Origin of the sequence: Pleomorphomonas sp. PLEO (genome assembly GCF_041320595.1) — a bacterium.
Classification (GTDB): Bacteria; Pseudomonadota; Alphaproteobacteria; order Rhizobiales; family Pleomorphomonadaceae; genus Pleomorphomonas.
Genome location: NZ_CP166625.1, coordinates 934,005 through 959,348, shown reverse-complemented (window position 1 = coordinate 959,348; position 25,344 = coordinate 934,005). Strand labels below are relative to the sequence as shown.

Here is a 25,344-nt window from a genome sequence, read left to right as displayed (position 1 = left end):
TCCGACGGGCGACGCCACCGCCAGCGAGAGACTGCCGACCGGTCGGCCGACCACCGTCTTTCGGATGATCGGCTGTCATGGTAACTGGATGGTTAACGCGGCGAAAGCCTCGATGTTCCTGTGGCGAGAAATCTATAGGCGGCGCTGACGACGCTTCCATCCGGCCAAACGGCATTTTTGCCGGCTTCCGCTCGCTTCCGGGGTTGACGGGGCCGATGCCGACCGACTATAGGAACGCGACTTGAACGGCGCCGTCGGCATGACGCAAGCGGCGCCTTGGCTTATTTCATCGCGAGGAGCGGCCGCAAGGCCTCGATCCCGCGCTAACAGAAAAAGAGGGTATCCCGATGGCCCGGCGCTGCGAACTTACCGGCAAGGCCGTTCTGACGGGTAATAACGTCAGCCACGCCAACAACAGGACCAAGCGGCGCTTTCTGCCGAATCTCCTGGCTGTGACGCTCCTGTCCGACACGCTCGGTCAGTCGGTGCGCCTGCGCATCTCCGCCAACGCCCTGCGTTCGGTCGAGCATCGCGGCGGCCTTGATGCCTTTCTTGCCAAGGCGAGCGACGACGAACTGTCGACGCGCGCTCGGCTGATCAAGAAGCAGATCGCCAAGAAGGCCGCCGAGGTCGTTGCCGCCTGATTTTTCGGGCACAACCGCCTTCCAGAATTGAGCCGCGATGCCGGAAACGGTGTCGCGGCTTTATTTATGTGAACCTTCAGTGGTACACATCGCATGAAATTCCAGTCCGCTGGCTGGGTTTCATTTCATAGCTCCAAAAGCCTGGTCTGTACTGCCGGAGAACTTCTGGAAATGTTTGATAGACGCCTCACCCCTTCGGTGTTGGCGATGGTTGCTACCGTCGTCGCATCCAATATCCTCGTACAATACCCCTTCACGCCCTTCGGACTGGGTGATCTCCTCACCTGGGGCGCCTTTAGCTACCCCTTCGCCTTCCTGGTAACCGACCTCACCAACCGCTGGTTCGGACCGGCGAAGACCCGCCACGTCGTCTACGCCGGCTTTGCCATCGCCGTGGTGTTGTCGATCTGGTTGTCCGAGCCCCGCATCGCGTTGGCCTCCGGCACCGCCTTCCTCTGCGCTCAGCTCCTCGACGTGACCGTCTTCAACCGGCTGCGCGCCGGTTCCTGGTGGCGGGCGCCCCTCGTCTCCTCGTCGATCGGCTCGGCGCTCGACACGGTCATCTTCTTCTCGATCGCCTTCGCAGGCTCGGGCCTGCCCTGGACCACCTGGGCGCTCGGCGATTTCTCGGTGAAGATGTTGGTGGCCGTCTCTTCGCTGCTGCCCTATGCCAAGCTGATGAACTGGGTAAAACCCTATCAGCCGGCCCGGAGCTGATCTCGCCTATCTCAAGAAACCGTCGGACAGGAAATCACCCCAGTCGAGCTTGCCAGCCACCTTGAAAGCGGCCCGGTTGCGACTGGCAACCCGCGCTTCGCCAAGCGTTCCGTCGGCGCGACAGAGGCTGAAGGCGATTTCATGCTTGGCAGGACGCGGCGGTCGCAGGATGCGGCCGCCGTTTTCATGTTCCACGACAGCCAAGGCTTTCGATTCCAGCACCAGATAGGCGTAGCGTTCGTCTTCGAACGGCACCGTCCCGCCCTTAAGGCGCATGTGGGCGCGGCTCCGCTCGACGCGCACCGACGTATGGCACCAGTCGCCGGGCGGCAAGGGACAGGGACCAGCATGCGGGCAAGGCGCGAGAATGCGGGCGCCAGCTTCGAGCGCTGCTCGCCGCACCATCATCAACCGGCCATGATCGCGAGGCGTCCCAGGCTCCACGATCACCACGCGCCCAGCCCGACCGACCAGGTCGGCGACAAGCCGCTCAGCGGCGGGAAGATCAAGTTCCGTGAGTGCATAAGCGACGACCGCCAGATCAAACGGACCATTCGGCAAGCTGGAGGGCTGGGTGATGTCGCCTCTGCGAATATCAGCTTGCCCAAGCGCCGGAGGTCCGGCATGCGCCAGGTCGGCGGCGAGGGTGCGGAAATCGGCGCTGGCTTCCACCATGGCGATGGAAACGACCGAGGGCCACAGCATCGCGGTCGCCCAGCTCGCCGTGCCCGGTCCTGAGCCAAGGTCGAGCACGGTTTCCGGTGCAAAATCAGGCTGGCTCGCCGCGAGGCGATCAAGAGCCGCCGTGACGGCCGCGTAGGTGGCGGGCATGCGGCTTGCCGCATAGGCGGTGACGCCGGCAGCGTCGGGAACAGCTTGGCGAGACGTCAGATTGGCGCGATAGCCGGCCGATAAGCGGGCCGCCGCCGCACCGAGCATCTCAGGCCGGGCACGCTCGGACACGGCAGCGGCGAGGGCTGCGGGAAGGCGCCGGTCGCTCATGGCGTCCTGAGACGGAACTCGAGATAGAGCGTCCGCTCGATAAAGGCGTGATTGTCATCGGAAATCAGCGAGATCCGTGTTTCGCCGCTCGCCATCTTCCAGACCGACAGCCCCTCCATGTTATCGATCTCTTCCGACATGCTCGCCTCGAACAGTACGTCACCGTCGATCAACGCCCCAGGGCGGATATCGGACAGGCGGAAGGCGCGGATGCGGCAGCGAACACCGGCCAAGAAGGAAAAAGTCCTCTCCAGAACGTAAAGACGTCCATCGGGACCAACCTTGGCGTCGGTCAGGTCGTAGCCCGCTGAGCGACGAACGCGGAAAGCGACAGGCGCCTTGCCGCCGATCACCCAGCCTGGCTGATTCTCCGTCGTTGCGCCCCGCTCGGCCTCCTCGGCGAGAATGATGAAACGGCCGCCAAGGCTGTTGCCAGCCGGCAGCGCCGCCACCGATTCGAGGCCCCGGTTCGGCTGAAGACGGCGAACGTCCTTCGGCAAGTCGATCGCCACCAGCGAGCCGACGAAGCCATCGGCGCCGAGCGGGCCGACCATTACCGTCGGCCGCTGCTCGAAGGAGACAACACCAAACGGCCGGCCGTTTTCATCGGCATAAACATCGATTGATTCGGTGTCGGAGAGAACCTTGTCGCGCGGCAGCGACCCTTTTTGGGTCTGCAACCGACGGATCGAGGCCGACGACAGGCCGGTCGGCTTGCCGCGAGCGTCGCGCTCAATCTTCGCCTGAACCATGAATCCGTCGTCGCTGAGCGACAGGAAGCTCCGGCCAGCGCCGGAGATCACCAGACCGGAAAGACCGCCGACTTCGCGCCGGTCGGCCTTCACCTCGAAGCCACCGACATAATCCAGTTGGCCAAAACGAACCCTCGCCGGCTCGGCGATCGAGAAGGCGGGAAGCGGCCGCGCGGTGACGCGAGTAGCAATATCGGCGGACGAAGCGGCCGTCGTAATCGTCATCAAGGCGGCAAGGGCCGTAAGAAGCGCCCGTCCACCCGTCATATGAGGCCCAGCGTCGAGACGCGCCGAGGCCTTGGCTTGGCACCGGCCCGAATCGCCTTCTGGTTAGGCTGCTCTTCAAACAGCCCCGCCAGCTGATCGGTCATGGCGCCGGCCAACTCCTCGACGTCGACGATGGTGACAGCGTGCTTATAGAAGCGCGTTACGTCATGACCGATGCCGATGGCGATCAGTTCCACCGGCGACCGCTCCTCGATTTCCTCGATGACATAGCGCAGGTGACGCTCAAGATAGTTGCCCGGATTGACCGACAGCGTGGAATCGTCGACCGGCGCACCGTCGGAAATCATCATCAGGATGCGACGGTTCTCCGACCGGGCAAGCAGGCGCTGATGCGCCCAATCGAGCGCCTCGCCGTCGATGTTCTCCTTGAGGAGCCCCTCGCGCATCATCAGGCCGAGGTTGCGCCGCGCCCGCCGCCAGGGGGCGTCGGCCGGCTTGTAGACGATGTGGCGCAGGTCGTTAAGGCGGCCAGGGCCGGCGGGCTTGCCGGCGGCGAGCCACGCTTCACGCGCCTGCCCGCCCTTCCAGGCCTTGGTCGTGAAACCAAGGATCTCCACCTTGACGCCGCAGCGCTCCAGAGTACGGGCAAGAATATCGGCACAGGCAGCAGCCACCGTGATCGGCCGACCGCGCATCGAGCCGGAATTGTCGATCAACAGCGTCACCACCGTGTCGCGGAAATCGGTGTCGCGCTCCATCTTGAAGGCGAGCGGCGCCAGCGGATCTGTGACGACACGGGTGATGCGCGCCGTATCGAGAATGCCCTCTTCGATATCGAAATCCCACGAACGGTTCTGCTGGGCCATCAGGCGGCGCTGCAGGCGGTTGGCGAGTCGCGATACCACGCCAGCCAGGTTGGCGAGCTGCTTGTCGAGAAGCGCGCGCAACCGGTCGAGCTCGGCGCCGTCGCAGACATCTTCCGGCCGGGTCAACTCGTCGAACTTGGTGGTGAACACCTTGTAGTCGCTGACCGGCGGCTGGTTGGTGAACGGCAGTTCCGGCCGCTTGGCCTCGCCGGGATCGCGCGAATCGTCTTCCTCGTCGAAGTCGCCGGGATCATCCGACATCTCCGATTCGGCGTCGCCCTCCGAAGACTCCTCATCCTCGCCGGCGACCTCGCGCTCGCGTGCCGCCGTCTGGTCGGCCTCGGCGTCGTCGGCCGGCTCGGCCGAGGCTTCGCTATCTTCCGCCTCCTGCTGCTCGCCGTCCTGGTTCTCGTCCTGATCGGGGTCGCTGCCGAGCTCGTCACCCATTTCCAGATTGACGAGAAGGTTACGCGTCGCGCGGGCGAAGGCCTGCTGGCTGGAAATGGCGCCGGTAAGACCTTCAAGGTCGGTGCCAGCCCTTTCCACGATGAAGTCGCGCCAGGCATCCATCAAGCCTTGCGCGCTTTTCGGTGGCGGCGCCCCGGTCAGCTTCTCGCGCACCATCAGCGCCACCGCCTCGGAAAGCGGCGCATCCTCACGGTTCTCGATGTGCTGGAAATTAGCGCGGAGATAGCGCTCCTCGAGCATGGCCGCGAGGTTGCCAGCGACGCCCGGCATGGCACGGGCACCGAGCGCCTCGCAGCGGGCCTGTTCCATCGCCTCGAATACCGCCTTGGCACGCGGCCCCTCGGGCACGAACGTGCGATGCACCGCCTCGTTATGGCAGGCAAGGCGCAACGCCAACGCGTCGCCGGTACCGCGGGTCACGGCAACGTCGAAGGCGGTCGGCCGGCGCGGCGGGTCTGGCACACGCGCCTTGTGGCCAGTAAGCGACGGCCGGTCGGCGGCGAATACCACCTCCAGCTCGCCATCGCCGGAGATGGCTCGCATCGCCGTGGTCACCGCCTTCTTGAGCGGCTCGACGGCCGGCTGGCCGCCCTTCTGCGTCTCGGGATGCGCCATCTCGCAGTGGTTCCCGTCGGGTCAGCTCAAGAGGATGTTGGCCGCGCTCTCCGGCAATTCCTTGCCGAAGCAGCGCTGATAGAACTCGGCCACTTGCACCCGCTCGGTCTCATCGCACTTGTTGAGGAAGGTGAGACGGAAGGCAAAGCCCACGTCGCCGAAAATCGCAGCGTTCTCAGCCCAGGTCAGCACCGTTCGCGGGCTCATCACCGTCGAGATATCGCCGTTGACGAAGGCCGAGCGCGTCATGTCGGCAACGCGGACCATCTTCGAGACGGCGTCGCGGCCTTCCGGTCCGGTGAACGATTTTGCCTTGGCGGCGATGATGTTCACCTCGTGGTCATGCGGCAGGTAGTTGAGCGTGGTGACAATCGACCAGCGGTCCATCTGGCCCTGGTTGATCTGCTGCGTGCCGTGATAGAGGCCGGAGGTGTCGCCAAGACCGACGGTATTGGCTGTCGCGAAAAGGCGGAATGCCGGATGCGGGCGGATAACGCGGTTCTGGTCGAGCAACGTCAGCTTGCCGGCAACTTCGAGCACGCGCTGAATGACGAACATCACGTCCGGCCGGCCGGCGTCATACTCGTCGAACACCAGCGCCACGTTGTTTTGCAGCGCCCAGGGCAGAATACCGTCGCGGAATTCGGTGACCTGCTTGCCGTCCCGGAGGACGATGGCATCCTTGCCGATGAGATCGATGCGGCTGATGTGGCTATCGAGGTTGACGCGCACCAGCGGCCAGTTGAGGCGGGCGGCCACCTGCTCGATATGCGTCGATTTGCCGGTGCCATGATAGCCCGACACCATGACGCGGCGATTGTGCGAAAAGCCGGCCAGAATCGCCAGCGTCGTCGCGCGGTCGAACAGATAGTCCGGATCGAGATCGGGCACGTGCTCATCAGCCTTGGAATAGGCGGGCACATCAATTTCGGTGTCGATACCGAACACCTCGCGAACCGAGACCCGGATATCGGGCAGCGGCGCGTCATACGTCTGCTGAGCCATAAAACCTCCTGGAGCGACCAAGCGGAGGGAGGAAGTCGCTCCGTCGAATCGGGAAAAATGCAGCCGATCAACAGAAACCGGCGGTCTTTAAGTAATTATAGGCTTGGATGATCTCTCGCAACCGTTCCTCTGAAGAACGGTCGCCACCGTTGGCGTCCGGGTGATGGCGTTTGACCATGACCTTATATTGCGCCTTGATCTCTTCCTTGGAGACGCCGATTTCGAGATGCAACGTTTCGAAGGCGCGCTGCGTCATCGGCGACACGCGCCGGCGCGGCTCTTCCGGTTCGGTTCGCGTGCCGCTGGCCCGCGAACCGTGGAAAACGCCAAACGGGTCGTTATAGGTCGGCTCGGGCGGGTGGCGATGATGACCGGCGTTGGGGTCGGTCTGCCCCCAGCGGTTGACCGATACCGTCCACGTGGGACGATGACCGGTCAGCGCATCCTTCTGGAAGGCCATGACAGCGTCGTCACCCATTCCCGAAAAATAATTGTAGGACTTGTTGTAGAGCTGCACGTGCTCCAGGCAGAAGTGGTGATACTGCCCTTCGCGACCGCGACCTTTCGGCGCGCGATACGGCCCCGCGCTCTCGCAGCCGTTCCACTCGCAAGGTGGAAACTGGTCGCGGGCAACGCTTTCCTTGTCCGGCTTGATCCGGAGTTTGTCGAAGAGCTTGGAATAGGAATCCATGATCCGCCGATTATGGGCACTGGAACGCTCGCCGGCAAGGCGTTGACAATCGGCATTCCTGGTTGCCTGATACCAGATTGCTTCGCTTGCGCCAACCGACGAGGATGCCAGATGGCTTCGATGACCCCGCCCGCTTCCGCCCGTAAGAGCCGCATCGAGGCGGCGCTCCTCGCCGAACTGTCCCCAATCCACTTGAACGTGGTCGATGACAGCGAGCGCCACCGCGGACATGGCGGTTGGCACGAGGGCGGCGAGACCCATTTCAGCGTAGAAGTGGTATCCGAGGCCTTCGAGGGCAAGAGCCGCGTTGCCCGTCAGCGCCTCGTCATGGACGCCCTGAAAGCGGAATTCGACACCGGCCTGCATGCCCTCTCGGTCACCACACGCGCGCCGGGAGAATGATTCCGGGCAGTTGCTCGGTTTCCGCCCCGCAGGCCATGCACCTTGGTCCGGTCAGAGCTGTGCGATAACACCATTCAATTGGATCGGAAGGCATCGTCGACCGGCCCCACCTTCAACGCCGTGATGCGGTTTCTCTGCCGCCTCAGCACGCGAAAGCGGAACCCGTGGAATGTGAAGGACTGACCGGGGTCGGGGATCATGCGCGCTTCATGAATGACAAGGCCGGCGATGGTGGTTGCCTCGTCGTCGGGCAGGCGCCAATCCATCATGCGGTTGAGATCGCGGATCGGCACCGCCCCATCCACCGAGGCTGAGCCATCGGGATAGGGACGAACGCCCTGTATCACCACGTCCTGCTCGTCGGAGATATCGCCAACGATTTCCTCAAGGATGTCCTCGAGGGTGACGAGGCCCTGAACCTCGCCGTATTCGTCGACCACCAGCGCCAGATGGACTTTGCGCTTCAGGAAGGCCTTGAGCTGGTCGGCCGCCAGCGTCGTATCCGGCACGAACCAGGGCGGCGTCATCAGCGTTTCGACACAGACCTTGCCAGGATCGCCGCCAGCCCGGTCGATGGCACGCATCAGCTCCTTGGAATGCAGCACGCCGACGATGTTGTCCGGCTCGTCGCGCCAGAGCGGATGGCGTGTGAACGGACTGGCGATCAGCGCCTTCAGGAGATCGCCGACCGGCATGTCGACGTCGAACGTACGCATCTTGGTGCGATGCACCGTAATATCGGAAAGTGGCAGCTCGCTGAGATCGAGCACGCCACCGACCATGTCGCGATCGTCCTTGACCACGCCGCCTTCACGATGGAGCAGGTCGACCGCCTCGCGAATTTCCTCATGCGCCGTCCAGGCCACCTCGCGCGGCGATTTGCTGACAAGCCTCAGCGGCGCAATCACCCCTTTTTCGATGCTGGCGATCAGCGGCCCAAGCAGGGCGGTCGACGCCTCGATGGCCGGAAGCAGCATGAGGGCAGAGCGTTCCGGCCTGAGCGACACCATGACGCGCGGCACGGCGTCGAGCAGAATGGCAATGATAATGCCGCCGATCGCCCAGACGGCGAGGCGCATGGGGTGGGTTTCATAGGAAAGCACCGCCCGCGTCGCGAAAATGGTGAGCGCCACCGTCGCGACCTGCCGCGCCAGACGGATAGCCGACACCGCCCGGGCTCGCTCGGCGGTCAGCTCGACGAGACGCGTGATGCGACGGTCGCCGAGCCGCTCCATGTGATGCAGCTTGGTGCGATTGGAAGCGAGCAGCGCCGAACCGGCCGCCGACAGGATGACGGTGATCACGACGAACAGGGCGACCGGCACGCCGGCAAGCACGAGATCGGCGATCTCTCCGCCCTCACCGCCCATCAGGCCTGCCCCTCGCTGAGCTTGTCGGTGAGGAAGGCGCGCACCGCCTCGGCCGGCACGTCCTTGGCGATGAAGGCCTCGCCGATGCCGCGACTCAGGATGAAGGTCAGCGCACCATTCTGCACCTTCTTGTCCTGGCCGATCAGTTCCATGAAGGTGGCGATGGATGGCGGCCCACCTGGAATCTCGGAGAGCCGCGTCGGCAGGCCAACCTCTGCCAGATGGGCGCTGACGCGGACCACGTCGTCCGGCGACATCTGGTTGAGACGAGCCGAGAACTCGTGGGCGAGCACCATGCCGAGCGCCACCGCTTCACCATGCACGACCGTGCCGTTATAGCCGGCGGCCGTCTCAATGGCGTGACCGAAGGTGTGGCCGAGATTGAGCAGCGCCCGATCGCCGGTCTCGTACTCATCACGGGCGACGATAGCCGCCTTGGAGCGGCAGGAAACGGCGATCGCCTCGGCGCGCGCCGGCCCGCCGGCGAACACGTCTCGCCAATTTCGCTCCAGCGAGGTGAAGAAATCAGCATTGTCGATCAGGCCGTATTTCACCACTTCGGCATAGCCGGCGCGGAACTCGCGCTCGGGCAGCGTGTCGAGCACCTTGGTGTCGGCCAGGACGAGATCGGGTTGGTGGAACACGCCGACCAGATTCTTACCATGGCGGCTGTTGAGCCCGGTCTTGCCGCCGACCGAGGAGTCCACCTGAGAGAGAAGCGTCGTCGGCACCTGTACGAAGCGCATGCCGCGCCGCACCACGCCCGCCACGAAGCCGGCGAGGTCGCCGACCACGCCGCCGCCCAGCGCCACCACGGCATCGCCGCGCTCATAGCGGCCGCCGACCACCTGGTCGACCACCTGCTCGAACACGTCGAAACACTTGGACGCCTCACCCGCCGGAATCACCACGGCGCTGGCCGTGACACCGGCGCGCCTCAATGACTTCTCGAAGGCAACGAGATGCCGGCTGGACACATTGGAATCGGTGATGATGCAGGCCCGCGCCTTCGGCAGCACGGCGCGGAACCACCGGCCGGCATCGGTGACGAGCCCCTCGCCGATCAGGATCTCATAGGACCGCTCGCCAAGAGACACCGGTACCCGGACGATACCGTCCGCTTCCACTTCAACCGCCATTTCAACCCCCGCCCGTTCCCCGGCTTATGCGCCATCAAGGCGCGCTCTTCTCACGCCCTGCTTCTTCGACGAGCCAAGCATCCAGCGCCGAGACGACGGCGTCGACCATCGCCTCATGCGGTACGTCTATCGACTGAACGGTGAGATCCGCCTCGGCATAGACCGGATAGCGCGCCTCGACGAGTGCCCTGAGCGTACCCTCAGGATCGGCAGTCTGCAGGAGCGGCCGCGTCGGCCGCCGCCGCACCCGTTCAAAGAGCAGTTCCCAATCGGCCTTGAGCCAGATCGACAGGCCGGCACTTCGAATCGCCGTCCGTGTTTCAGAGTTCATGAAGGCACCGCCGCCGGTGGCAATAATCTGGCGCGGCTCGCGCAGCAATCGGGCGATCACCCGCCGCTCGCCTTGGCGGAAATACTCTTCGCCATGCTCGGCGAAGATCTCGGTCACGCTCTTCTTGGCAGCCTCTTCGATCGCCGTGTCGGCATCGATGAATGTCAGCCCAAGACGACCGGCCAGGCGTTTGCCCACCGATGTCTTGCCCGCCCCCATCATGCCCACCAACACCACCGAACGGCGGCCGAGCAGCTCGACGATGCGCGCGTTGGCGCTACCGCGCCGAGGCGCGGCGTCGGAGTCGCGGCTGCGGCTGGTCTTGACGTCGGTCATGAGAAGTCTCATGGGTTGGGGAGGCGCGTCTGTCAAGCTGTTAGCGCTGCCGAGCGACCTCGCCGGACCGGACCCCAAGCGTAACTATGCCGACCATAACACGCTTCCTCGGCTTTCTCATTGTTCTGGCCGCCGCTGCCACGGCGGTGGTTCTGGCGCTGGCCTATCTGGTGACGCCCGAACCGCGCACATATACCGTGCCGATCGACCCGTCGGTGCTTTCGGGCGCCCGGCTGCTATCGCCGCCACCGCCGGTGCCGACGATGCTGGATCCGGCCGCGGGCACTCCGACCGCCGCCGACACGCCGGGCAAGGCGCCATGAGCGTCAGCGATGCCACGCTGATCGAGACTTATCTGGAAGCCGCCAGCATCGAGGATGCCGCCTCCGATAATACGCTCGTCGCCTATCGTGCCGATCTCGACCTTTATGTCGGCTTTCTCGCCGGTCGTGGCCTTGGCTTGCTCGATGCGGGGACGACGGACGTCGAGGCTTTCATTGCCGGGCTTGCCGCCGAGGGCTACGCCGCCGCCACCCAGGCGCGCCGGCTTTCCGCCATTCGCCAGTTGCACAAGTTTCTTTACACCGAGGGCCGTCGCCCCGACGATCCCACGGCCCAAGTGGACCGCCCGCGAACTCGTCGTCCTCTGCCGAAGGTGCTCTCCGTCGACGAGGTCGGCCGGTTGATGGACGCCGTCGCGCTTGCCGCCGCCGAGCCCTTGGAGGACCAGGCCGAGGCGCTGCGCCGCGCCCGCTTCTCGGCCATGCTGGAGACGCTTTATGCGTCGGGCCTGCGCGTCTCGGAACTCGTCTCCCTGCCCGCCGGCGCCATTCGCGAGGGCACGGCCGCGATGACCGTGCGCGGCAAAGGCGCCAAAGACCGGTTGGTGCCGATCGGCAATACGGCGCGCGCCGCCGTCATTGCCTATCGTCGGCTCCTCAAGGCGAGTGGTCGCCACACCGGCAGTCCCTTCCTGTTTCCCGCCTCCTCCGAGGCAGGGCACGTCACCCGCCAAAGCTTCGCCCGCGATCTGAAAGATGCCGCTGCCCGGCTGGGGATCTCGCCCGACAAGGTATCGCCGCACGTGCTGCGCCACGCTTTTGCCAGTCATTTATTGCAGAATGGCGCCGATCTCCGCGTCGTGCAGGAGCTGCTCGGACACGCCGACATCGGCACCACCGAGATCTATACCCACGTCCTTGAGCACCGGCTCGCAGCCCTCGTTGCCGACCATCATCCCCTGTCCGAGCGCTGATCGACTTGGTATTGGCACGAAGATGACCACAGAATTGCCGGCAATTGCGGCAATTGGCGTTGACAAGGCGGTGGTTCGGAAGCCAAGTGTGCGCGGCTGCCGCACCCACGGTTGTCCCCGCGGGACAAGACGGTGGCCGGGGTACCAGAAGAGAGCCGGATGAGAAGCTATCTCGACTTTGAGAAACCCATCGCCGACCTTGAAGGCAAGGTCCAGGAACTGAAAGCCCTGGCCGATAGCGGCAACGCCCTTTCAATCGACGATGACATCGCCAAGCTCGAGACGAGCGCTGCCCAGGCACTTGCTGACATCTACACCCGCCTGACGCCCTGGCAGAAGGCGCAGGTTGCCCGTCATCCAGACCGGCCGCATGCCATACACTACATCGATCAGCTGATTTCCGACTGGACGCCGCTCGCCGGTGACCGCAATTTCGGCGAGGACGCGGCGATCATTGCCGGCCTCGGCAGCTTCCGCGGCCATCCCGTGGCGGTGATCGGCCAGGAAAAGGGCCACGATACCCAGACGCGCATCCGGCACAATTTCGGCATGGCTCGCCCGGAAGGCTATCGCAAGGCCATCCGAGTCATGGAACTGGCCGACCGCTTCAACCTGCCGGTCATCTCGCTGATCGATACGGCCGGCGCCTATCCCGGCATCGGCGCCGAGGAGCGCGGTCAAGCCGAGGCCATCGCCCGTTCGACGCAGGCCTGCCTCCGGCTTGGCGTGCCCCTCGTCTCGGTGGTGATCGGTGAGGGCGGCTCCGGCGGCGCCATTGCCATTGCCACTGCCAACCGCGTGTTCATGCTGGAGCATTCCATTTATTCGGTGATCTCCCCCGAGGGCGCGGCTTCCATCCTTTGGAAGGACTCGGCCAAGGCGCAGGACGCCGCCATGAACATGCGCATCACCGCTCAGGATCTCACCCGCTACGGTATCATCGATGGCATTATCGACGAGCCGGTCGGTGGTGCTCACCGGGCCCCCGGTCAGGTGGTCCAGGCGGTAGGCGGCGTCATCGAGGCGGCGCTCGCCACGTTCGAAGGCAAGAGCCGCGACGATATCCGTGCCGATCGCCGTCGCAAATTCCTGGCAATCGGTCGCGACCTCAAGATCTGACATTGGGATCGAAATATCGAATTCCCGCTGTCTCGCCATGAATTTCTCATGATTTCGATGGAAATGAGAACTTCTGGCGGCCTCGGCGAACGGACACACCGGCACATCGGCGCACTGGCTCGATCCGTCAGACGGTAACCCTTCGGTAACCATAACCGCCGAGGATTGCTTCGTGATATGCTGTCCAGCGCCGGGGGGCAGCCGGTCGGCCCGATAGCGCCGGACGACGGCCACGGCGCCCATGAGTGAAACGGAGAGCATGACCTCGTTCTGCCCGACCCCGCCCTCCCAAGGCCTTTCGATCGCCGGCCGCCTCGCGCGCCTTGCCTGCGCCCTTGGTGTCGCAGCGCTTCTGGCGGCCTGCCAGGCCGATGAAATCGGTTATGGCTACGGCCCCAAAGACCAGCGGCCAGTTTCGCCCAAGACAATCGAGCAGATGCAGAAGCTCGACATGAAACTGTCCTCGCCGGTGCTGATGCGCATCTTCAAGGAAGAGAACAAGTTCGAGGTCTGGAAGATGAATGCGAGCGGCCGTTACGCGCTGCTCAAGAGTTATGATATCTGCCGCTGGTCCGGCAACCTCGGCCCGAAGGTCAAGGAAGGCGACAGGCAGGCGCCGGAAGGTTTCTATCCCATCACGCCAGGCCTGATGAACCCCAAGTCGGACTGGTACCTCGCCTTCAATACCGGCTTCCCCAACGCCTATGACCGGGCCAACGGCCGCTCCGGTACGGCGCTGATGGTGCATGGCTCCTGCTCGTCGCGCGGCTGCTACGCCATGACCGACCCGCAGATCCAGGAGATCTACGCGCTGGCTCGAGAAGCCTTCCGCGGCGGCCAGAAAGCCTTCCAGTTGCAGGCCTTCCCGTTCCACCTCGACGGCAAGAACATGGCCAAGCATTGGAACGACCCCAATATGCCCTTCTGGAAGATGCTGAAGCCGGGCTACGACACCTTCGAGATGACCCACCTTGAACCGAAGGTGGACGTTTGCGGCCGTCAGTATGTCTTCAACGCCAACCCGGCCCAACCGCTCGACACGGTCGCGGCCTGTCCCGCCGATCTTGGACAGCCGAAGGAACTGGTGGCCTCGCTTCAGACCAGGGCCAAAGCCGACTATGCCGAAGCCGAGGTGCTGTTCGCCAAGCTCGAGCAGGACCGAAAGGCCGAGGAAGACAAGCGCATCCAGGTGGCGCTTGCCGCCGAGAAGCGCAAGGCCGACGAGGAAAAGGCAAAGGCCGACGCCGAGGCGGCCCGTATCGAGGCTGAGCGTAACCCGAACGCTATCGCCCGCCTGTTGGGTGCCCAGCCCAACCCGGACGCGGGCATCACCGTGGGACCAGTGATCGTGCCGCCGACCGGCGCACCCGTTCCGATCGCCGACCCGCGTGGACCTCAGATCCATGCCGTCGCATTGGCTGAGCCCGTCGAGCAGGAGCGTAGCGGCGCAATCTCCCGCCTGTTCTCCTTCGTTACTGGCGACGAAAAGAAAGAAGCCCCCCCCGCGCCGACCATTCCGATGTTGGCGGCGGCACCCAGCGCACTGCCGACGCCGCCGGCCACTCCTATCCCCGCCCCGACCCCGGCCCTGCCGGCAGAGGCGGCATCCACAGCTCCTATGCCGCCACTACCCGGTCGGGCAACGCCGGCGGGCGGGACGCAACTTGGCCCCCAGCCGGCTACGCCTCAGGTCGCTTGCGCCGCGCCAGGCGCGGTGGTTCCGGCCGGAACGCCGCCCTGCCCATCCTTCACCGCCGCGCCAGCTGTCGATCCGGTAACGACCGCGAAGGACAAGAGCATCCTCGATCGCATCGGCAGCTGGTTCTGAACGATCGCCGCCGGCCGCGATGACGGCCGGCGGCGTTTTTGTCTTCCGCTCCCGGGAGGACCGAGTTAAGCTTTCCCCATGAGCACCCTTTCGATCGACGTTCAACGCGCCGCTATAGAGGATGCCGCGGAAATAGCGGCTGTCCACGACACCGCTTGGCGTTATGCCTATCGGGGAATTCTCGACGGCGTCGAACTCGAGCGGATGATCGAACGTCGCGGGCCTCGCTGGTGGGCCAAAGCCATCGCCCGCAATATCGCCATGCTGGTCATCAAGGTGGAAGGTCGCGTGGTCGGCTACGCGACCATGGGCCCAAGCCGCATGCGTGCCCTGCCCTTCCGTGGCGAGATCTACGAACTTTATCTCCATCCGGACATGCACGGCGTCGGCCTCGGCAGAAGGCTGTTCGAAGAGGCGCGAGCCGCGCTCGCCGACATGCGCCTCGATGGCCTTGTGGTGCGCGTGCTCGCGGCCAATACCATTGGTGTCGGCTTCTATGAGCAGCTCGGCGGGCACGAAGTGATCGGTTCCAGCGAGAAGATCGCCGGCCGTCTCGTGCCGGTCGCCGTCTACGCCTGGCCACCGGTCGGACGCGGCTGAAAATAGGGCAGACCGCCGATCCGCCGCTGCTTGTGTCGCCTTGCTTTCGTCCCACCATTACGGATAAACACGTGCTGGCGATTTTGTTTCTTTTCAAGGATTAATCATGCGCATCGACGCCGTTCCCATCGGCATTAACCCGCCCGAGGACATCAACGTCATCATTGAGGTGCCGCTCGGTGGCGAACCCATCAAGTACGAAATGGATAAGGCAGCCGGCGCCATGTACGTCGACCGCTTCCTCTACACGGCGATGCATTATCCCGGAAACTACGGCTTCGTTCCGCATACCCTGTCGGACGACGGCGACCCGATCGACGTCATGGTGGTCAACACCCGCGCCATCGTGCCGGGCGCCATCATGAACTGCCGGCCGATCGGCGTCCTCAAGATGGAAGACGAGAGCGGCCACGATGAGAAGATCATCGCCGTTCCCTCGACCAAGCTGACCACGCGCTATTCAAAGATCAGGACGATCCAGGACCTGCCCGAAATCACCGTTCAGCAGATCGAGCACTTCTTCGAGCACTACAAGGATCTCGAGCCCGGCAAATGGGTGAAGGTGACCGGCTGGGGCGGCGTCGATGAAGCGGGAGAGTTGATCCTCGCGGCGATTGCCAAGGGCAAACCTGGCGCCAACATCGACGTCTGACAAGAAAAAGGCGGTGACCGATACTCAGTCGCCGCCATCGTCAGTCGGATGGCCGGAAAGCCAGCGCTAGGCCGTTGATGCAATAGCGCAGACCGGTCGGTGGCGGACCGTCGTCGAACACATGGCCGAGGTGCGAGCCGCAATTGGCGCAGTGCACCTCGGTTCGCACCATGAAATGACTGCGATCGACCGTCGTCTCGACGGAACCCGGTTCCGGATCGTTGAAGCTTGGCCAGCCGGTGCCGCTCTCGAACTTGTCGTTCGAGGCGAACAGCGGGGTATCGCATCCGGCACAATGGAACGCTCCGCGCCGCTTCTCGTATAGAAGCGAGCAACTGCCGGGCGCCTCGGTGCCGTGGCCGCGCATGATGCGATATTGCTCATCCGTGAGCAGGCGCCGCCACTCTTCGTCGGTCCGGGTGAAGGGAAAAGTTTCTGCGGTCATGGCGGACTCCCGTAAGCGGCCTCGGCGAATGTCGCCCTCTACGTGGGAACCCTTAATATAGATCGCAAGTCAGCGCCGGTCGACGGTCTCGTCGTTTTGCTCGACAACAAGCGGCTTGTCGCTCGCAGCGCTGGTGATTTCCGCCGGTTTATCCTCGGGATCGACCCATTTGATGAGGAAAACCCAGGCGGCATAGACGAATATGCCGGCGGTCAGCACCATCCACATCGGGTCTTTGGTCACGAAATTCTCGTAACTCGCCCAGAGCCCGGTAACGGCGACCAGCGTCACGCGACGCCAAAGTGGTCGATAGAAGGGGTGATTTAGATCGGAAACGCGCTTCATGAGTCCTCCTGCCACCGGTCAGATCCGGTGGCGCCCTCCATCATAGCGCCAGATCCCGCATCTTCCCAAAATTTAAAGGAAGCCATCTTGAGAGGCAACCTTGAGGTCTCGCCCGATTTACCGTGGCCCCCAGCGCTCCGCTTCACGGAGTTTTGAGACCTGTCGACAGCGTGCGCCATGGGATTGCCGAATTCCGACTGCCATTCAGTGACCTACGCATATTTGCGTAATTCGACGACCTTCCGCTGGATGACAGGAGCCGATGCCTTGACGAACAACCAATCCACGCTGTTTGACCACCCCGACGGCTACGGCCCTGTCAGCCGCGCTCTTCATTGGCTGATGGCCGCATTGTTCGCCTGGCAGTTCCTCTCAGCCTCCCTGCATGCTGTCGACCGGGAAATGCCCCTCACGCGTTTCTTCTGGCCCTGGCACATGTCAGTCGGCTTCCTGTTGCTGGTGGCCGTCGTCCTGCGCGGCATCTGGGCGTTGATCAATCTTGGCAACCGGCCAGCCCACCCCACCGGCCTTCTCGGCACCGCGGCCCGTTTGGGGCATCTGGCGCTCTATCTGCTGATGCTGGCTGTGCCACTGCTTGCCACGCTGAGAGCCTACGGCAGCGGCCGTGGCCTTACGGTTTTCAACACTCAGATCTTTGCCGGAGCCAGCGAACGTATCCCGGCGTTGGTGGAACCGGCCAGCGCGCTCCACGGCCTCCTCGGCTGGGCATTGCTCGTGCTGGTCGCTGGCCATATCGTCATGGCTCTCGCCCACGCCTTTGTCTGGCGAGAAGACACGCTATCGCGCATGCTGCGTGGCCGGCCGGCGCCGATGGCCAGACCCAAATAGCCCCCCTCCTATCCGACCCGCGATGACGCCCCGTCAGGCGCCAATACGGATGCCTGTCGCCTTGTCGAACAGGTGGAAGGAGCCGGGCGCCGGCTGCAACGCCACGGTGTCGTCCGGGGCGGGGCGAAGGTGCTTGTCCATGACGCGCACGATGAGTTCACCGGCTTGGGTCTCGACGTGGACATAATATTCGGCCCCTAGCGCCTCCACCAACCGTATGCGACCAGCCAGCCCCGGAGCGCCGGCCTCGGCCAGACGGATATCCTCTGGGCGAACACCAAGAAGGAGCGTGCCCTCGTGACCCGTTGGGCGCGCTCCGAGTTCCAGGTTGCCGAAAGCCGGCGCCTGCCCCTGATCAAGCTCGATCAGGTTCATTTTCGGCGAACCGAGGAAGCGGGCGACGAACAGATTGGCCGGCCGCTCGTAAAGCTCCTCCGGTTTGCCGACCTGCATCAGGTTGCGGGCATGGCCGTCTTTGAGGGGCGCGAAGACCGCGATGCGGTCGCCCATGGTCATCGCCTCGGTCTGGTCGTGCGTCACATAGATCATGGTGGCGCGGATGCGTTCGCGCAGGCGCATGATCTCGCCGCGCATCGACACGCGGAGATCGGCGTCGAGGTTGGATAGCGGCTCGTCGAACAGGAAGACGTCGGGATGGCGGACGATGGCGCGCCCCAAGGCAACGCGCTGGCGCTGGCCGCCGGACAGTTGGGCCGGCCGACGATCGAGGTAGGGACCGAGGTCGAGAATGTCGGCCGCCTCCCGCACCTGCGCGGCGATCTCGGCGGCCGGCCGCCCGGCCATTTTCAGCGGAAAGCCGATATTGCCGGCGACCGTCATGTGCGGATAGAGCGCGTAGCTCTGGAACACCATGGCGACATTGCGGTCCGACGGCGCGAGACCTGTCATGGAGCGGCCGGCTATCCGGATATCGCCCGAAGTCGTTTCCTCAAGGCCGGCGATCATCCTGAGCGCCGTCGATTTGCCACAGCCGGATGGCCCGACGAAAACGATGAATTCGCCATCGTCGACCTTGAGATCGAGGCCGGCAATGACGCCAACTTTGCCGAAGGATTTGGCGACGGACTTGAACTCGATCTCGGCCATGGTCGTTTTCCCGGAATTTCGAGGCATTGAAGCTTTGGGATCAGCCCTTGACGGCACCGGCGGTCATCGACCGGCCGATCTGGCGATACATCAACAGGCCAAGGACGAGGGGCGGCAGCGTCGCCAGGATCATCACGGCGGCGGCGACACCCCAGCGCACGCCTCCACCGGAGGCCGCGAAGAAGAAGGAAGCGCCAACCGACACCGGCGTCGCGTTGTTGGTCGTCAACATCAGCCCAAACAGGAACTCGTTCCAGGAATAGATGAAGGCCAGCACGGACGACGCAGCGATGACGTTGAGCGACATCGGCGCCACCACATAGATGAGAAGCCGCAGCGTGCCGGCACCATCGACGCGGCCGGCCTCCTCGATCTCCAGCGGCAAGTCGGCGATAGACGAAGCGAACAGCACCAGAACCAGCGGCACGTTGACGAGACAGAGGATGAGGGCAAGGCCGAACCGCGTGTCGAGCAGACCGACCTGCTGGTACATCAGGTAGATCGGAATGGCGAAGATGATCAGCGGCACCGCCCGGAGATTGACGGCAAGCGGCAGCAGCCAGCTCCGCCCGACCCCGAAGCGAGCCATGGCATAGGCGGCGGGAAAGGCCAGGAAAATGGCAAGCACCGAGCCGATCAACGAAGCCACGAGACTGTTCGTCAGGAAATGCAGGATGTCGAAGCGGTCGGCCATGGCGAACACGGCGGCATAGTTGTCGAGCGTCGGCGCCTCGATGATCAGCGAGGCGTTGGTCATGATCTCCGCCTCGCTCTTCAGCGAGGTCACCAGCGTGGCGATCACCGGGAAGTTCAGGATGATGACGGCGGCGGCGAACACCAGCCAGCGCAGGGCGTTGACGAGGAGCTTTCTCATAGCGGCGCCTTTCTGGCCGTCAGCCCATTGATCACCCACAACACCACGAAGGAGGCAGCCAGCAGCAGCATCGAGGCAGCGACGGCAAGGCCGATATCACCGACCTTGAAGAAGGCCTGATAGATATAGATGCTCATCGATGTGGTGGAGCCACCGGCACCGGGGCCAACCAGGGTGTAGAGATTGTCGAACACCCTGAAGCTATCGATGAAGCGAAGAAAGAAGGTGATGCCGATGGCCGGCATCATCAGTGGCAGGTCGATGTTGAGGAACAGCCGCCGTCCGCGCGCACCGTCCAGCGATGCCGCCTCGCGAATATCCGGCGAAACCGCCGCGTAGGACGAATGCAGGATCAGCAGAGCGAACGGCGTCCACTGCAGCGTCTCGATGGTGACCAGTGTCGTGAAAGCCCAATCGCGGCCGAGAAAGGCCGGAAAATCGCCATACCATTCAAGGAGATAATAGGGCACCGCGCCGACGAACTCATGCAGGATCAGTCGGTACATCAAGCCGACCAGCGCCGGCGCCACCATCATCGGCAGCATCAGAAAGGCGATCAGCCAGGGCCGCTTGGCAAACAACGGGGCCAGGAACACCGCGAGCCCCAGACCGGCGACCACCTGGATGACGGCAACGATCAGCCCGAAGCGCAACGAGAACCAGGCGGCGGCCCAGAACTCCGGATCAGCAACCGCCTTGGCATAGTTGGAGAAGCCGATCAGTTCGGGCGCGCGGATGTTCTCGAAACCGACACGAGAAACCGAATAGATGATGTCGAGAACAAGCGGGAACCCCAGAAGGGCGATCAGGAAGGCCGTGAGCGGGGCGATCAGAAGGCGCCCCTCGAAACGGGAAGTCCGCGGCATACGGGTCTCGTCCTCGGAAGATCGGCGACGTTAAAAAGGGTCCCGCGCGCCGGCCGGGGGGATCGGCGCGCGGGATAGCGGCGCGGCGCTGCTGGCTCAACTAAACTACCGCAATCCGCCAGGAGTGGAACAGCGGCGGTCAGGCCGCCGCCGTCCGGACGATCAGGGCTTCAGGAGGTCGGCCATGCCGCTCTTGGTAGCGGCGAGCGCGTCGTCCAGCGACTTGCCGCCGGACCAGTAGGCGGTGAACTCCTTGGCCTGCAGCTCATAGACCTGCAACGCTTTGGCCGCCGTGCCGCCGTGCATGACGAAGCCGTAGGAGCCGGCATACTGGCCGAGCTTGACGAGATCGGGTCGCTCGGCACTGACCTTGGCCACCACGGCGTCGCTGAGCGCCGGCGAACCGCCGGCCTTGGCGTAGATCTCCATGGCATCGGGCGTACCCAGCCAATTCAGGAACTTGACCGCGCCGTCCTTGTTCTTGGAGGCCTTGTTGATGCCAAGACCAAGGCCGTGGATGTGGGTAAAGCGACCCTCCGGTCCGGCGGGCGGCGCAACGGTACCGATCTTGCCGGCCACGGCCGGCGTCTTTTCCTTGTTATCGAGGTCACCGAAAGCGGCGTTCCACTGCAGCATGGTCGCCGCTTGGCCGGCACCAAAGGCGGCGTTGGCCTCGGCAAACTCGTAAGTGGTCGAATCCTTGGGCGAAGTGCCGTCGTCGTAGAGCTTCTTGTAGATGTCGAGCGCCGTGCGGAAGGCGGGGCTGTCGACAGTGATCTCACCCTTGTCGTTCATCCAGTCGCCACCCTGAGCGCGAGCGGCCGAATGCCAGACCATCATGTTGAACAACAGGTTCTTCATCTGAAGGACCGTGCCATAGCGGGTCGGGCTGTCGGAGTTGATCGACTTGGTGAAGAACAGCGCTGTTGCCATCCAGTCGTCCCAGGTCCAGGCGTCCGGGTCCTTGGGCTCAAGCTTCTTGCCGAGATACTTCTCTGAGATCTCGCCGTATTTGGCTTTCCAGTCGGCGTCGGAGAGCAGCTTCTCGATGAGGTCGGTGCGGTAGTACATGAAGTGCAGCGACAGGTCCGTCGGGATGCCGTACTGCTTGCCTTCATACTGCATCGTGGCCAGCACCTTCTCGGGGAAGGTCGCCTTGGACGCGTCCGGCAGGGTGATCGGGTCCATGAACGGCGTGTAGCGGCCGAGCGCGTAGGTGGCGAGAAGGTTGACGTCGAAGTCGGTCGAGCCGGCGGCTAGGTCGGCGGCCAGCTTGTCGAAGAAGCCATCGCGATTGAAGAAAATCAGCTTCACCTTGTCGGCATCGGATGCCGTGGTGTTGTAAGCATCGGCCGCCTTGCGCAGACCAGCTTCTTCCGGCCCACCCGGCCATCCGAGCACGGTCACCTCAGCCATGGCCCCGGTTACTCCCAGCGCCGCGAACAGGGCGGCACTGGTCAGAAGGGTTTTCAGTCGCGTCATTTGTGTCCCCTTGGATTTTTATAATGTGCGACGGGCGAGATCGGCGGCGCCGATCACGCCAGCGGATTTTCCGAGAGCCGCGGCGCGGATCTCGGGCTTCAGATGTGGCGGCAAATGCGCCAGTCGCGCCTCAAGGCGCTCGCGGTAGCCATCGGCGAGGCCGACGCCGCCACCCACGACCATGACGGCCGGATCGAACAGCAGTTGCAGGTTCTCAAAGAGCCGCGCCACGACATCGGCCGAACGATCGACGATGGCGGTCGCCCACTCATCGCCACGCGCAGCGGCGGCGAAGACGGCCGGCGCGTCAACGGCATGACCGAGTGCTGTGGCCGCTTCGGCCAGGAAGCGGCCGCTCGCCAGCGTTTCGAGCGGAACGCCCGTCGTTTCCTGAGTGAGGCCGACCGAGCCGGCGACACCGCCCCGACCGGTGAGCAACCGACCGCCGATGACGGCGCCGCCACCGATACCTGTGGAGACGGTCACGAACAGGAGGTCGCGGCCGGCGCCGGCACCAAAACGGTATTCGCCCCAGGCTGCAGCCTGAGCGTCGTTATGGAGCACCACTGGTTGGCCGAAGCGGCTCATCAGTGCGTCGGCCAGTGGATAACCTGTGGATACCGCCAGTGTACCCGGATTGAGCGCCGACCAGCGGCCGCCATGCACGACGCCGGTCACAGCGCCACCGATGGCACCGTAGCGACCGCGCCAGGGAGCGGCCAGTTCGGCGATGGCATCGCACCAATCGGAGGGATCAAGGTGGCGGTCGGTGGTCCGTTCGCTGACCTCGATGACGCGGTCGCCATCCACCAACGCAACCAGCGTTTTAGTACCGCCGAGGTCGAAGGCCAGCGCCGGCTGGGCAGACGCCGCGCGCGCCGCGCTGATGGCATCGGCGAACCAATGGGTGATGTGCTCGGGACGGGTGATGGCCGAACCGACGACGACACCATGCGCGCCGAGCCGGATCGCCTCCGCCGCCTGCTCCGGCACACGGATACGCCCCTCGGCAATCACCGGGCGCCCGAGCCGAACGGCGGCGGCAAGCAGCGGAAAATCTGGATCGGACGGTTCCGGGCCACCGGTGTAGCCGGACATGGTGGTACCGACGACATCGACGCCGAGCGCGACCGCCGCCTTCGCTTCCTCGATATTCGAGATATCGGCCATGGCAAGCTTGCCGTAGGCGTGCACGGCTTTGCAAAGCTCGGCGACGGCGACCGGACGGACGCGGTCGGTCGCGTCGAAGGCGATGATGTCGGCGCCGGCATCCGCAAGCGCCGCGACGTCGTCGAGGAAGGGCGTGATTCGGATGGGTGAGGTATCAAGATCTCGCTTGATGAGCCCGATGATCGGCGCATCCGTCGCCGCTCTGACGGCCTTGAGATTGGCGATCCCTTCGATGCGAAGGCCTCGACCACCGGAGGCCAGCGCTGCCAGCGCAAAACCAACCACCTGATCGGGGTGGTCGAGCGGCCCCTCAGGCACCGGCTGACAGGAAACGACGAGCGATGAGGCAAAGCGCTTGAGGCAGTCGGACACGGTTTCCTCGCTGCTGTTCACTGAGATAGTAGTAGCAGCGTAGAGACCAGTCAGCAACCAGTTTGGACTAAAGGCCTATAATTTGCTCAACTGGTATCAAAGTGATCACACCACCTCCTGCGCGCGCAACTCCACGAGGAAGTCGTAGCGCTCACCGCAATAGTAAGTGCGCGTGAACTCCACCGGCGTGCCATCGGCGGTGAAACAGCGGCGTTCGGCGACCAAGAGCGGCGCGCCGATCTCAAGATGGAGCAGACGGCCTTCCTCGGCACCTGCCACGGCGGCGCGCAGGCGTTGCAACGCCCTGACGGGCCTGCGATGCCGCTCGGCAAGCACGTCGTAGAGCGAACCGGTGACCACCTCAGGGTCGTCAAGGACGTCGGCCGGCACCACGGCGTGCTCGATGGCCATCGGCATGCCGTCGCCGGTCCTGAGGCGTTTGAGGCGGCAGACGCGAGCCCCCATCGACAGGTGCAACGCCATGATTTCGGCCGGCGAGGCAGATCCGACCTCGCGGCTGATCCAGGTCATGCCAGGCTCGATGCCGCGCGAGCGCATGTCCTCCGAGAAGGAGGTCAGCGCCGATAGCGGTTTTTCGACGCGCTCGGCCACGGCGGTGCGTGCACCATGGCGGCGAATCAGCACGCCGTCGCCGACCAGCGCCTCAATGGCTTTGCGCACCGAGGTGCGGGAGACGGAGATCGCCTCGGCGAAATCCCGCTCGCCGGGCAGAACATCGCCAATGCCAAGCACCCCCTCGGTGATCGCCTGCCGCAGCCCCGCCGCAAGGTCGCGGTAAATGACACCGCTGGTATGCCGACCGAGGGCAACGCGGAGAAAAACAATAAGCGAGGACTGGCTTGGCGCTGGGTCTGACATGATCGACGGGTTATCGCGATTGGGTCCGCCCGATGTAGCAGTTCAGAACCGAAAGAGAAACAAGCCGAGAGCTTCACGGGCGTCGCGTGTTCCCAGGCCAATGATCCCCAAGGAGGACGCGAGCAAAGAGTGCGGAAGAATAAGGTGGTGCCCCAGGCCGGACTCGAACCAGCACGTTCTCGCGAACAACAGATTTTGAGTCTGCCGCGTCTACCATTTCGCCACTGGGGCAGCGGAGGCGGAATATATCGGTCGGCAGTTCGTCGTCAACGGGCGATTGGAGAAAGATCGATTTTCGAAGAGCTTTTTGCGGGGGCGACTTCGCTTAAGACGGCGGAAAGGTCCGCCAGGTATTGTCCATTGATCATTTTGCCAGGAAACCGTCCATGCCCATGCGATCGTCCCCAGCCTCTCCGTTCGCCGGCCCCGGCGGCGCCCAGGCGATCATCGGCGGCCGTCGCCTGGTCGGCCACCTTCTCGGACGGCGGAGCTCTGCCCCAGCGCCGAGCGGTGAGGGCGACGACGCGACCGCCAACGAAAGCCGACCGATAGCGCTTGTCGTCGACGACAGCCCGATCGCTCGCATGCTGATGGCGAGCATTCTCGAATCCTTCGAGGTCGACGTCTTTGAGGCCGGCGGCAGCGCCGAAGCGCAGGCCGTCGTTGCCACATGCCGGCCGGATGTGGTGATCGTCGACTGGACGCTACGCGCCGAGACCGCGACCGATGTGCTCGACGCACTAGAAGCTCGCTTTGCCGGCGGATTGCCGCCCGTCGTCATGGTCAGCGCCTCGGCTCGCATTCCGACCGATTTGCGCGCCACGGCAACCTTGCGCAAACCCTTCACGCCGCGTGAGCTCTACGCAGCGCTCACGACGGCCTTCTCGGGCAAGGGGGATGGCGCCGCCGAGGCCTGAGCCGGCCGGCAGCGCCGC

27 protein-coding genes and 1 tRNA gene are annotated in these 25,344 nt (G+C 64.2%); 11 read left to right on the top strand and 17 right to left on the bottom strand.

From position 1 onward, the window contains the following. Positions 1 to 347 precede the first annotated feature (347 nt). Both rpmB and AB6N07_RS04235 read left to right on the top strand, forming a co-directional pair. Complete coding sequence (gene rpmB, locus AB6N07_RS04240) at positions 348 to 644, top strand: 50S ribosomal protein L28 (RefSeq protein ID WP_370676566.1); 297 nt, start codon at positions 348 to 350, stop codon at positions 642 to 644. 171 nt (positions 645 to 815) lie between these two features. Next, positions 816 to 1,361 (top strand): queuosine precursor transporter, encoded by a 546-nt coding sequence (locus tag AB6N07_RS04235; protein WP_370676565.1) that lies wholly within the window; start codon positions 816 to 818, stop codon positions 1,359 to 1,361. 6 nt (positions 1,362 to 1,367) lie between these two features. On the opposite strand, the gene AB6N07_RS04230 is transcribed toward AB6N07_RS04235, so the two are convergent. The 5 genes from AB6N07_RS04230 to AB6N07_RS04210 all read right to left on the bottom strand — a co-directional run bounded on the left by AB6N07_RS04230 (position 1,368) and on the right by AB6N07_RS04210 (position 6,988). After that, positions 1,368 to 2,363, bottom strand: a complete 996-nt coding sequence (locus tag AB6N07_RS04230) for a small ribosomal subunit Rsm22 family protein (RefSeq protein WP_370676564.1) — start codon at positions 2,361 to 2,363, stop codon at positions 1,368 to 1,370. Beyond that, a complete protein-coding gene (locus AB6N07_RS04225) occupies positions 2,360 to 3,382 on the bottom strand; it encodes an esterase-like activity of phytase family protein (RefSeq protein WP_370676563.1) in 1,023 nt (340 codons plus the stop codon). Before AB6N07_RS04225 ends, AB6N07_RS04230 begins: the two co-directional genes overlap by 4 nt. Beyond that, positions 3,379 to 5,292, bottom strand: a complete 1,914-nt coding sequence (gene cobT, locus AB6N07_RS04220; protein WP_370676562.1) for a cobaltochelatase subunit CobT — start codon at positions 5,290 to 5,292, stop codon at positions 3,379 to 3,381. Before cobT ends, AB6N07_RS04225 begins: the two co-directional genes overlap by 4 nt. Positions 5,293 to 5,313: 21 nt before the next feature. Further along, the gene (gene cobS, locus AB6N07_RS04215) at positions 5,314 to 6,297 is read right to left on the bottom strand and encodes a cobaltochelatase subunit CobS (protein WP_370676561.1); all 984 of its coding nucleotides are present in this window, start codon (positions 6,295 to 6,297) and stop codon (positions 5,314 to 5,316) included. Between the two features lie 67 nt (positions 6,298 to 6,364). Beyond that, on the bottom strand, positions 6,365 to 6,988 hold the full coding sequence (locus AB6N07_RS04210) for a J domain-containing protein (protein WP_370676560.1): 624 nt from the start codon (positions 6,986 to 6,988) through the stop codon (positions 6,365 to 6,367). Between the two features lie 111 nt (positions 6,989 to 7,099). On the opposite strand from AB6N07_RS04210, the gene AB6N07_RS04205 reads away from it, so the two are divergent. Next, entirely contained in the window at positions 7,100 to 7,390 is a 291-nt protein-coding gene (locus AB6N07_RS04205; RefSeq protein WP_370676559.1) for a BolA family protein, read from the top strand. Between the two features lie 74 nt (positions 7,391 to 7,464). Here the strand turns inward: AB6N07_RS04205 and AB6N07_RS04200 are convergent, their stop codons facing one another. From AB6N07_RS04200 to AB6N07_RS04190, 3 genes are read right to left on the bottom strand one after another with little or no spacing between them, the layout of a single operon-like run. Next, positions 7,465 to 8,760 (bottom strand): HlyC/CorC family transporter, encoded by a 1,296-nt coding sequence (locus AB6N07_RS04200; RefSeq protein ID WP_370676558.1) that lies wholly within the window; start codon positions 8,758 to 8,760, stop codon positions 7,465 to 7,467. Then, a complete protein-coding gene (gene aroB, locus AB6N07_RS04195) occupies positions 8,760 to 9,899 on the bottom strand; it encodes a 3-dehydroquinate synthase (RefSeq protein ID WP_370676557.1) in 1,140 nt (379 codons plus the stop codon). Before aroB ends, AB6N07_RS04200 begins: the two co-directional genes overlap by 1 nt. 34 nt (positions 9,900 to 9,933) lie before the next feature. Further along, positions 9,934 to 10,566, bottom strand: a complete 633-nt coding sequence (locus tag AB6N07_RS04190) for a shikimate kinase (protein ID WP_370676556.1) — start codon at positions 10,564 to 10,566, stop codon at positions 9,934 to 9,936. Positions 10,567 to 10,652: 86 nt separating this feature from the next. On the opposite strand from AB6N07_RS04190, the gene AB6N07_RS04185 reads away from it, so the two are divergent. The 6 genes from AB6N07_RS04185 (at position 10,653) to ppa (ending at position 16,020) form a co-directional block, all read left to right on the top strand. Next, positions 10,653 to 10,889, top strand: a complete 237-nt coding sequence (locus AB6N07_RS04185; protein WP_370676555.1) for a hypothetical protein — start codon at positions 10,653 to 10,655, stop codon at positions 10,887 to 10,889. Continuing rightward, complete coding sequence (locus AB6N07_RS04180; RefSeq protein WP_370676554.1) at positions 10,886 to 11,821, top strand: site-specific tyrosine recombinase XerD; 936 nt, start codon at positions 10,886 to 10,888, stop codon at positions 11,819 to 11,821. Before AB6N07_RS04185 ends, AB6N07_RS04180 begins: the two co-directional genes overlap by 4 nt. A 159-nt stretch (positions 11,822 to 11,980) precedes the next feature. Then, positions 11,981 to 12,940 (top strand): acetyl-CoA carboxylase carboxyltransferase subunit alpha, encoded by a 960-nt coding sequence (locus tag AB6N07_RS04175; RefSeq protein WP_370676553.1) that lies wholly within the window; start codon positions 11,981 to 11,983, stop codon positions 12,938 to 12,940. A 259-nt stretch (positions 12,941 to 13,199) separates the two neighbouring features. Then, entirely contained in the window at positions 13,200 to 14,768 is a 1,569-nt protein-coding gene (locus tag AB6N07_RS04170; protein ID WP_370676552.1) for a L,D-transpeptidase family protein, read from the top strand. Between the two features lie 78 nt (positions 14,769 to 14,846). After that, positions 14,847 to 15,368 (top strand): N-acetyltransferase family protein, encoded by a 522-nt coding sequence (locus tag AB6N07_RS04165; RefSeq protein ID WP_370676551.1) that lies wholly within the window; start codon positions 14,847 to 14,849, stop codon positions 15,366 to 15,368. A gap of 106 nt (positions 15,369 to 15,474) precedes the next feature. Continuing rightward, positions 15,475 to 16,020 (top strand): inorganic diphosphatase, encoded by a 546-nt coding sequence (gene ppa / locus AB6N07_RS04160; protein WP_370676550.1) that lies wholly within the window; start codon positions 15,475 to 15,477, stop codon positions 16,018 to 16,020. A gap of 40 nt (positions 16,021 to 16,060) precedes the next feature. Here ppa and msrB read toward each other — a convergent pair whose 3' ends face one another. Together msrB and AB6N07_RS04150 are read right to left on the bottom strand one after the other, a co-directional pair. After that, positions 16,061 to 16,465 carry a peptide-methionine (R)-S-oxide reductase MsrB gene (gene msrB / locus AB6N07_RS04155; RefSeq protein ID WP_370676549.1) on the bottom strand — a complete coding sequence of 135 codons (405 nt, stop codon included), beginning with the start codon at positions 16,463 to 16,465 and terminating at the stop codon, positions 16,061 to 16,063. 69 nt (positions 16,466 to 16,534) lie between these two features. Continuing rightward, entirely contained in the window at positions 16,535 to 16,810 is a 276-nt protein-coding gene (locus AB6N07_RS04150; RefSeq protein WP_370676548.1) for a DUF3329 domain-containing protein, read from the bottom strand. 267 nt (positions 16,811 to 17,077) lie between these two features. Here AB6N07_RS04150 and AB6N07_RS04145 point away from each other — a divergent pair, with 267 nt between their 5' ends. Further along, positions 17,078 to 17,659 carry a cytochrome b gene (locus tag AB6N07_RS04145; protein ID WP_370676547.1) on the top strand — a complete coding sequence of 194 codons (582 nt, stop codon included), beginning with the start codon at positions 17,078 to 17,080 and terminating at the stop codon, positions 17,657 to 17,659. A 33-nt stretch (positions 17,660 to 17,692) separates the two neighbouring features. Here AB6N07_RS04145 and AB6N07_RS04140 read toward each other — a convergent pair whose 3' ends face one another. The 7 genes from AB6N07_RS04140 to AB6N07_RS04110 all read right to left on the bottom strand — a co-directional run bounded on the left by AB6N07_RS04140 (position 17,693) and on the right by AB6N07_RS04110 (position 24,640). Next, complete coding sequence (locus AB6N07_RS04140; protein WP_370676546.1) at positions 17,693 to 18,766, bottom strand: ABC transporter ATP-binding protein; 1,074 nt, start codon at positions 18,764 to 18,766, stop codon at positions 17,693 to 17,695. A gap of 40 nt (positions 18,767 to 18,806) precedes the next feature. Continuing rightward, complete coding sequence (locus AB6N07_RS04135; RefSeq protein ID WP_370676545.1) at positions 18,807 to 19,640, bottom strand: carbohydrate ABC transporter permease; 834 nt, start codon at positions 19,638 to 19,640, stop codon at positions 18,807 to 18,809. Then, entirely contained in the window at positions 19,637 to 20,506 is an 870-nt protein-coding gene (locus AB6N07_RS04130) for a carbohydrate ABC transporter permease (RefSeq protein WP_370676544.1), read from the bottom strand. Before AB6N07_RS04130 ends, AB6N07_RS04135 begins: the two co-directional genes overlap by 4 nt. 162 nt (positions 20,507 to 20,668) lie before the next feature. Next, positions 20,669 to 21,988 carry a sugar ABC transporter substrate-binding protein gene (locus AB6N07_RS04125; protein WP_370676543.1) on the bottom strand — a complete coding sequence of 440 codons (1,320 nt, stop codon included), beginning with the start codon at positions 21,986 to 21,988 and terminating at the stop codon, positions 20,669 to 20,671. Positions 21,989 to 22,006: 18 nt separating this feature from the next. After that, positions 22,007 to 23,530, bottom strand: a complete 1,524-nt coding sequence (locus tag AB6N07_RS04120; protein WP_370676542.1) for a putative N-acetylmannosamine-6-phosphate 2-epimerase — start codon at positions 23,528 to 23,530, stop codon at positions 22,007 to 22,009. 105 nt (positions 23,531 to 23,635) lie between these two features. Further along, on the bottom strand, positions 23,636 to 24,409 hold the full coding sequence (locus AB6N07_RS04115) for a GntR family transcriptional regulator (RefSeq protein ID WP_370676541.1): 774 nt from the start codon (positions 24,407 to 24,409) through the stop codon (positions 23,636 to 23,638). A 145-nt stretch (positions 24,410 to 24,554) separates the two neighbouring features. After that, positions 24,555 to 24,640 (bottom strand) — tRNA-Leu (locus AB6N07_RS04110). A 155-nt stretch (positions 24,641 to 24,795) separates the two neighbouring features. On the opposite strand from AB6N07_RS04110, the gene AB6N07_RS04105 reads away from it, so the two are divergent. Beyond that, positions 24,796 to 25,326, top strand: a complete 531-nt coding sequence (locus AB6N07_RS04105) for a response regulator (RefSeq protein ID WP_370676540.1) — start codon at positions 24,796 to 24,798, stop codon at positions 25,324 to 25,326. The last annotated feature ends 18 nt before the right edge of the window (positions 25,327 to 25,344 follow it).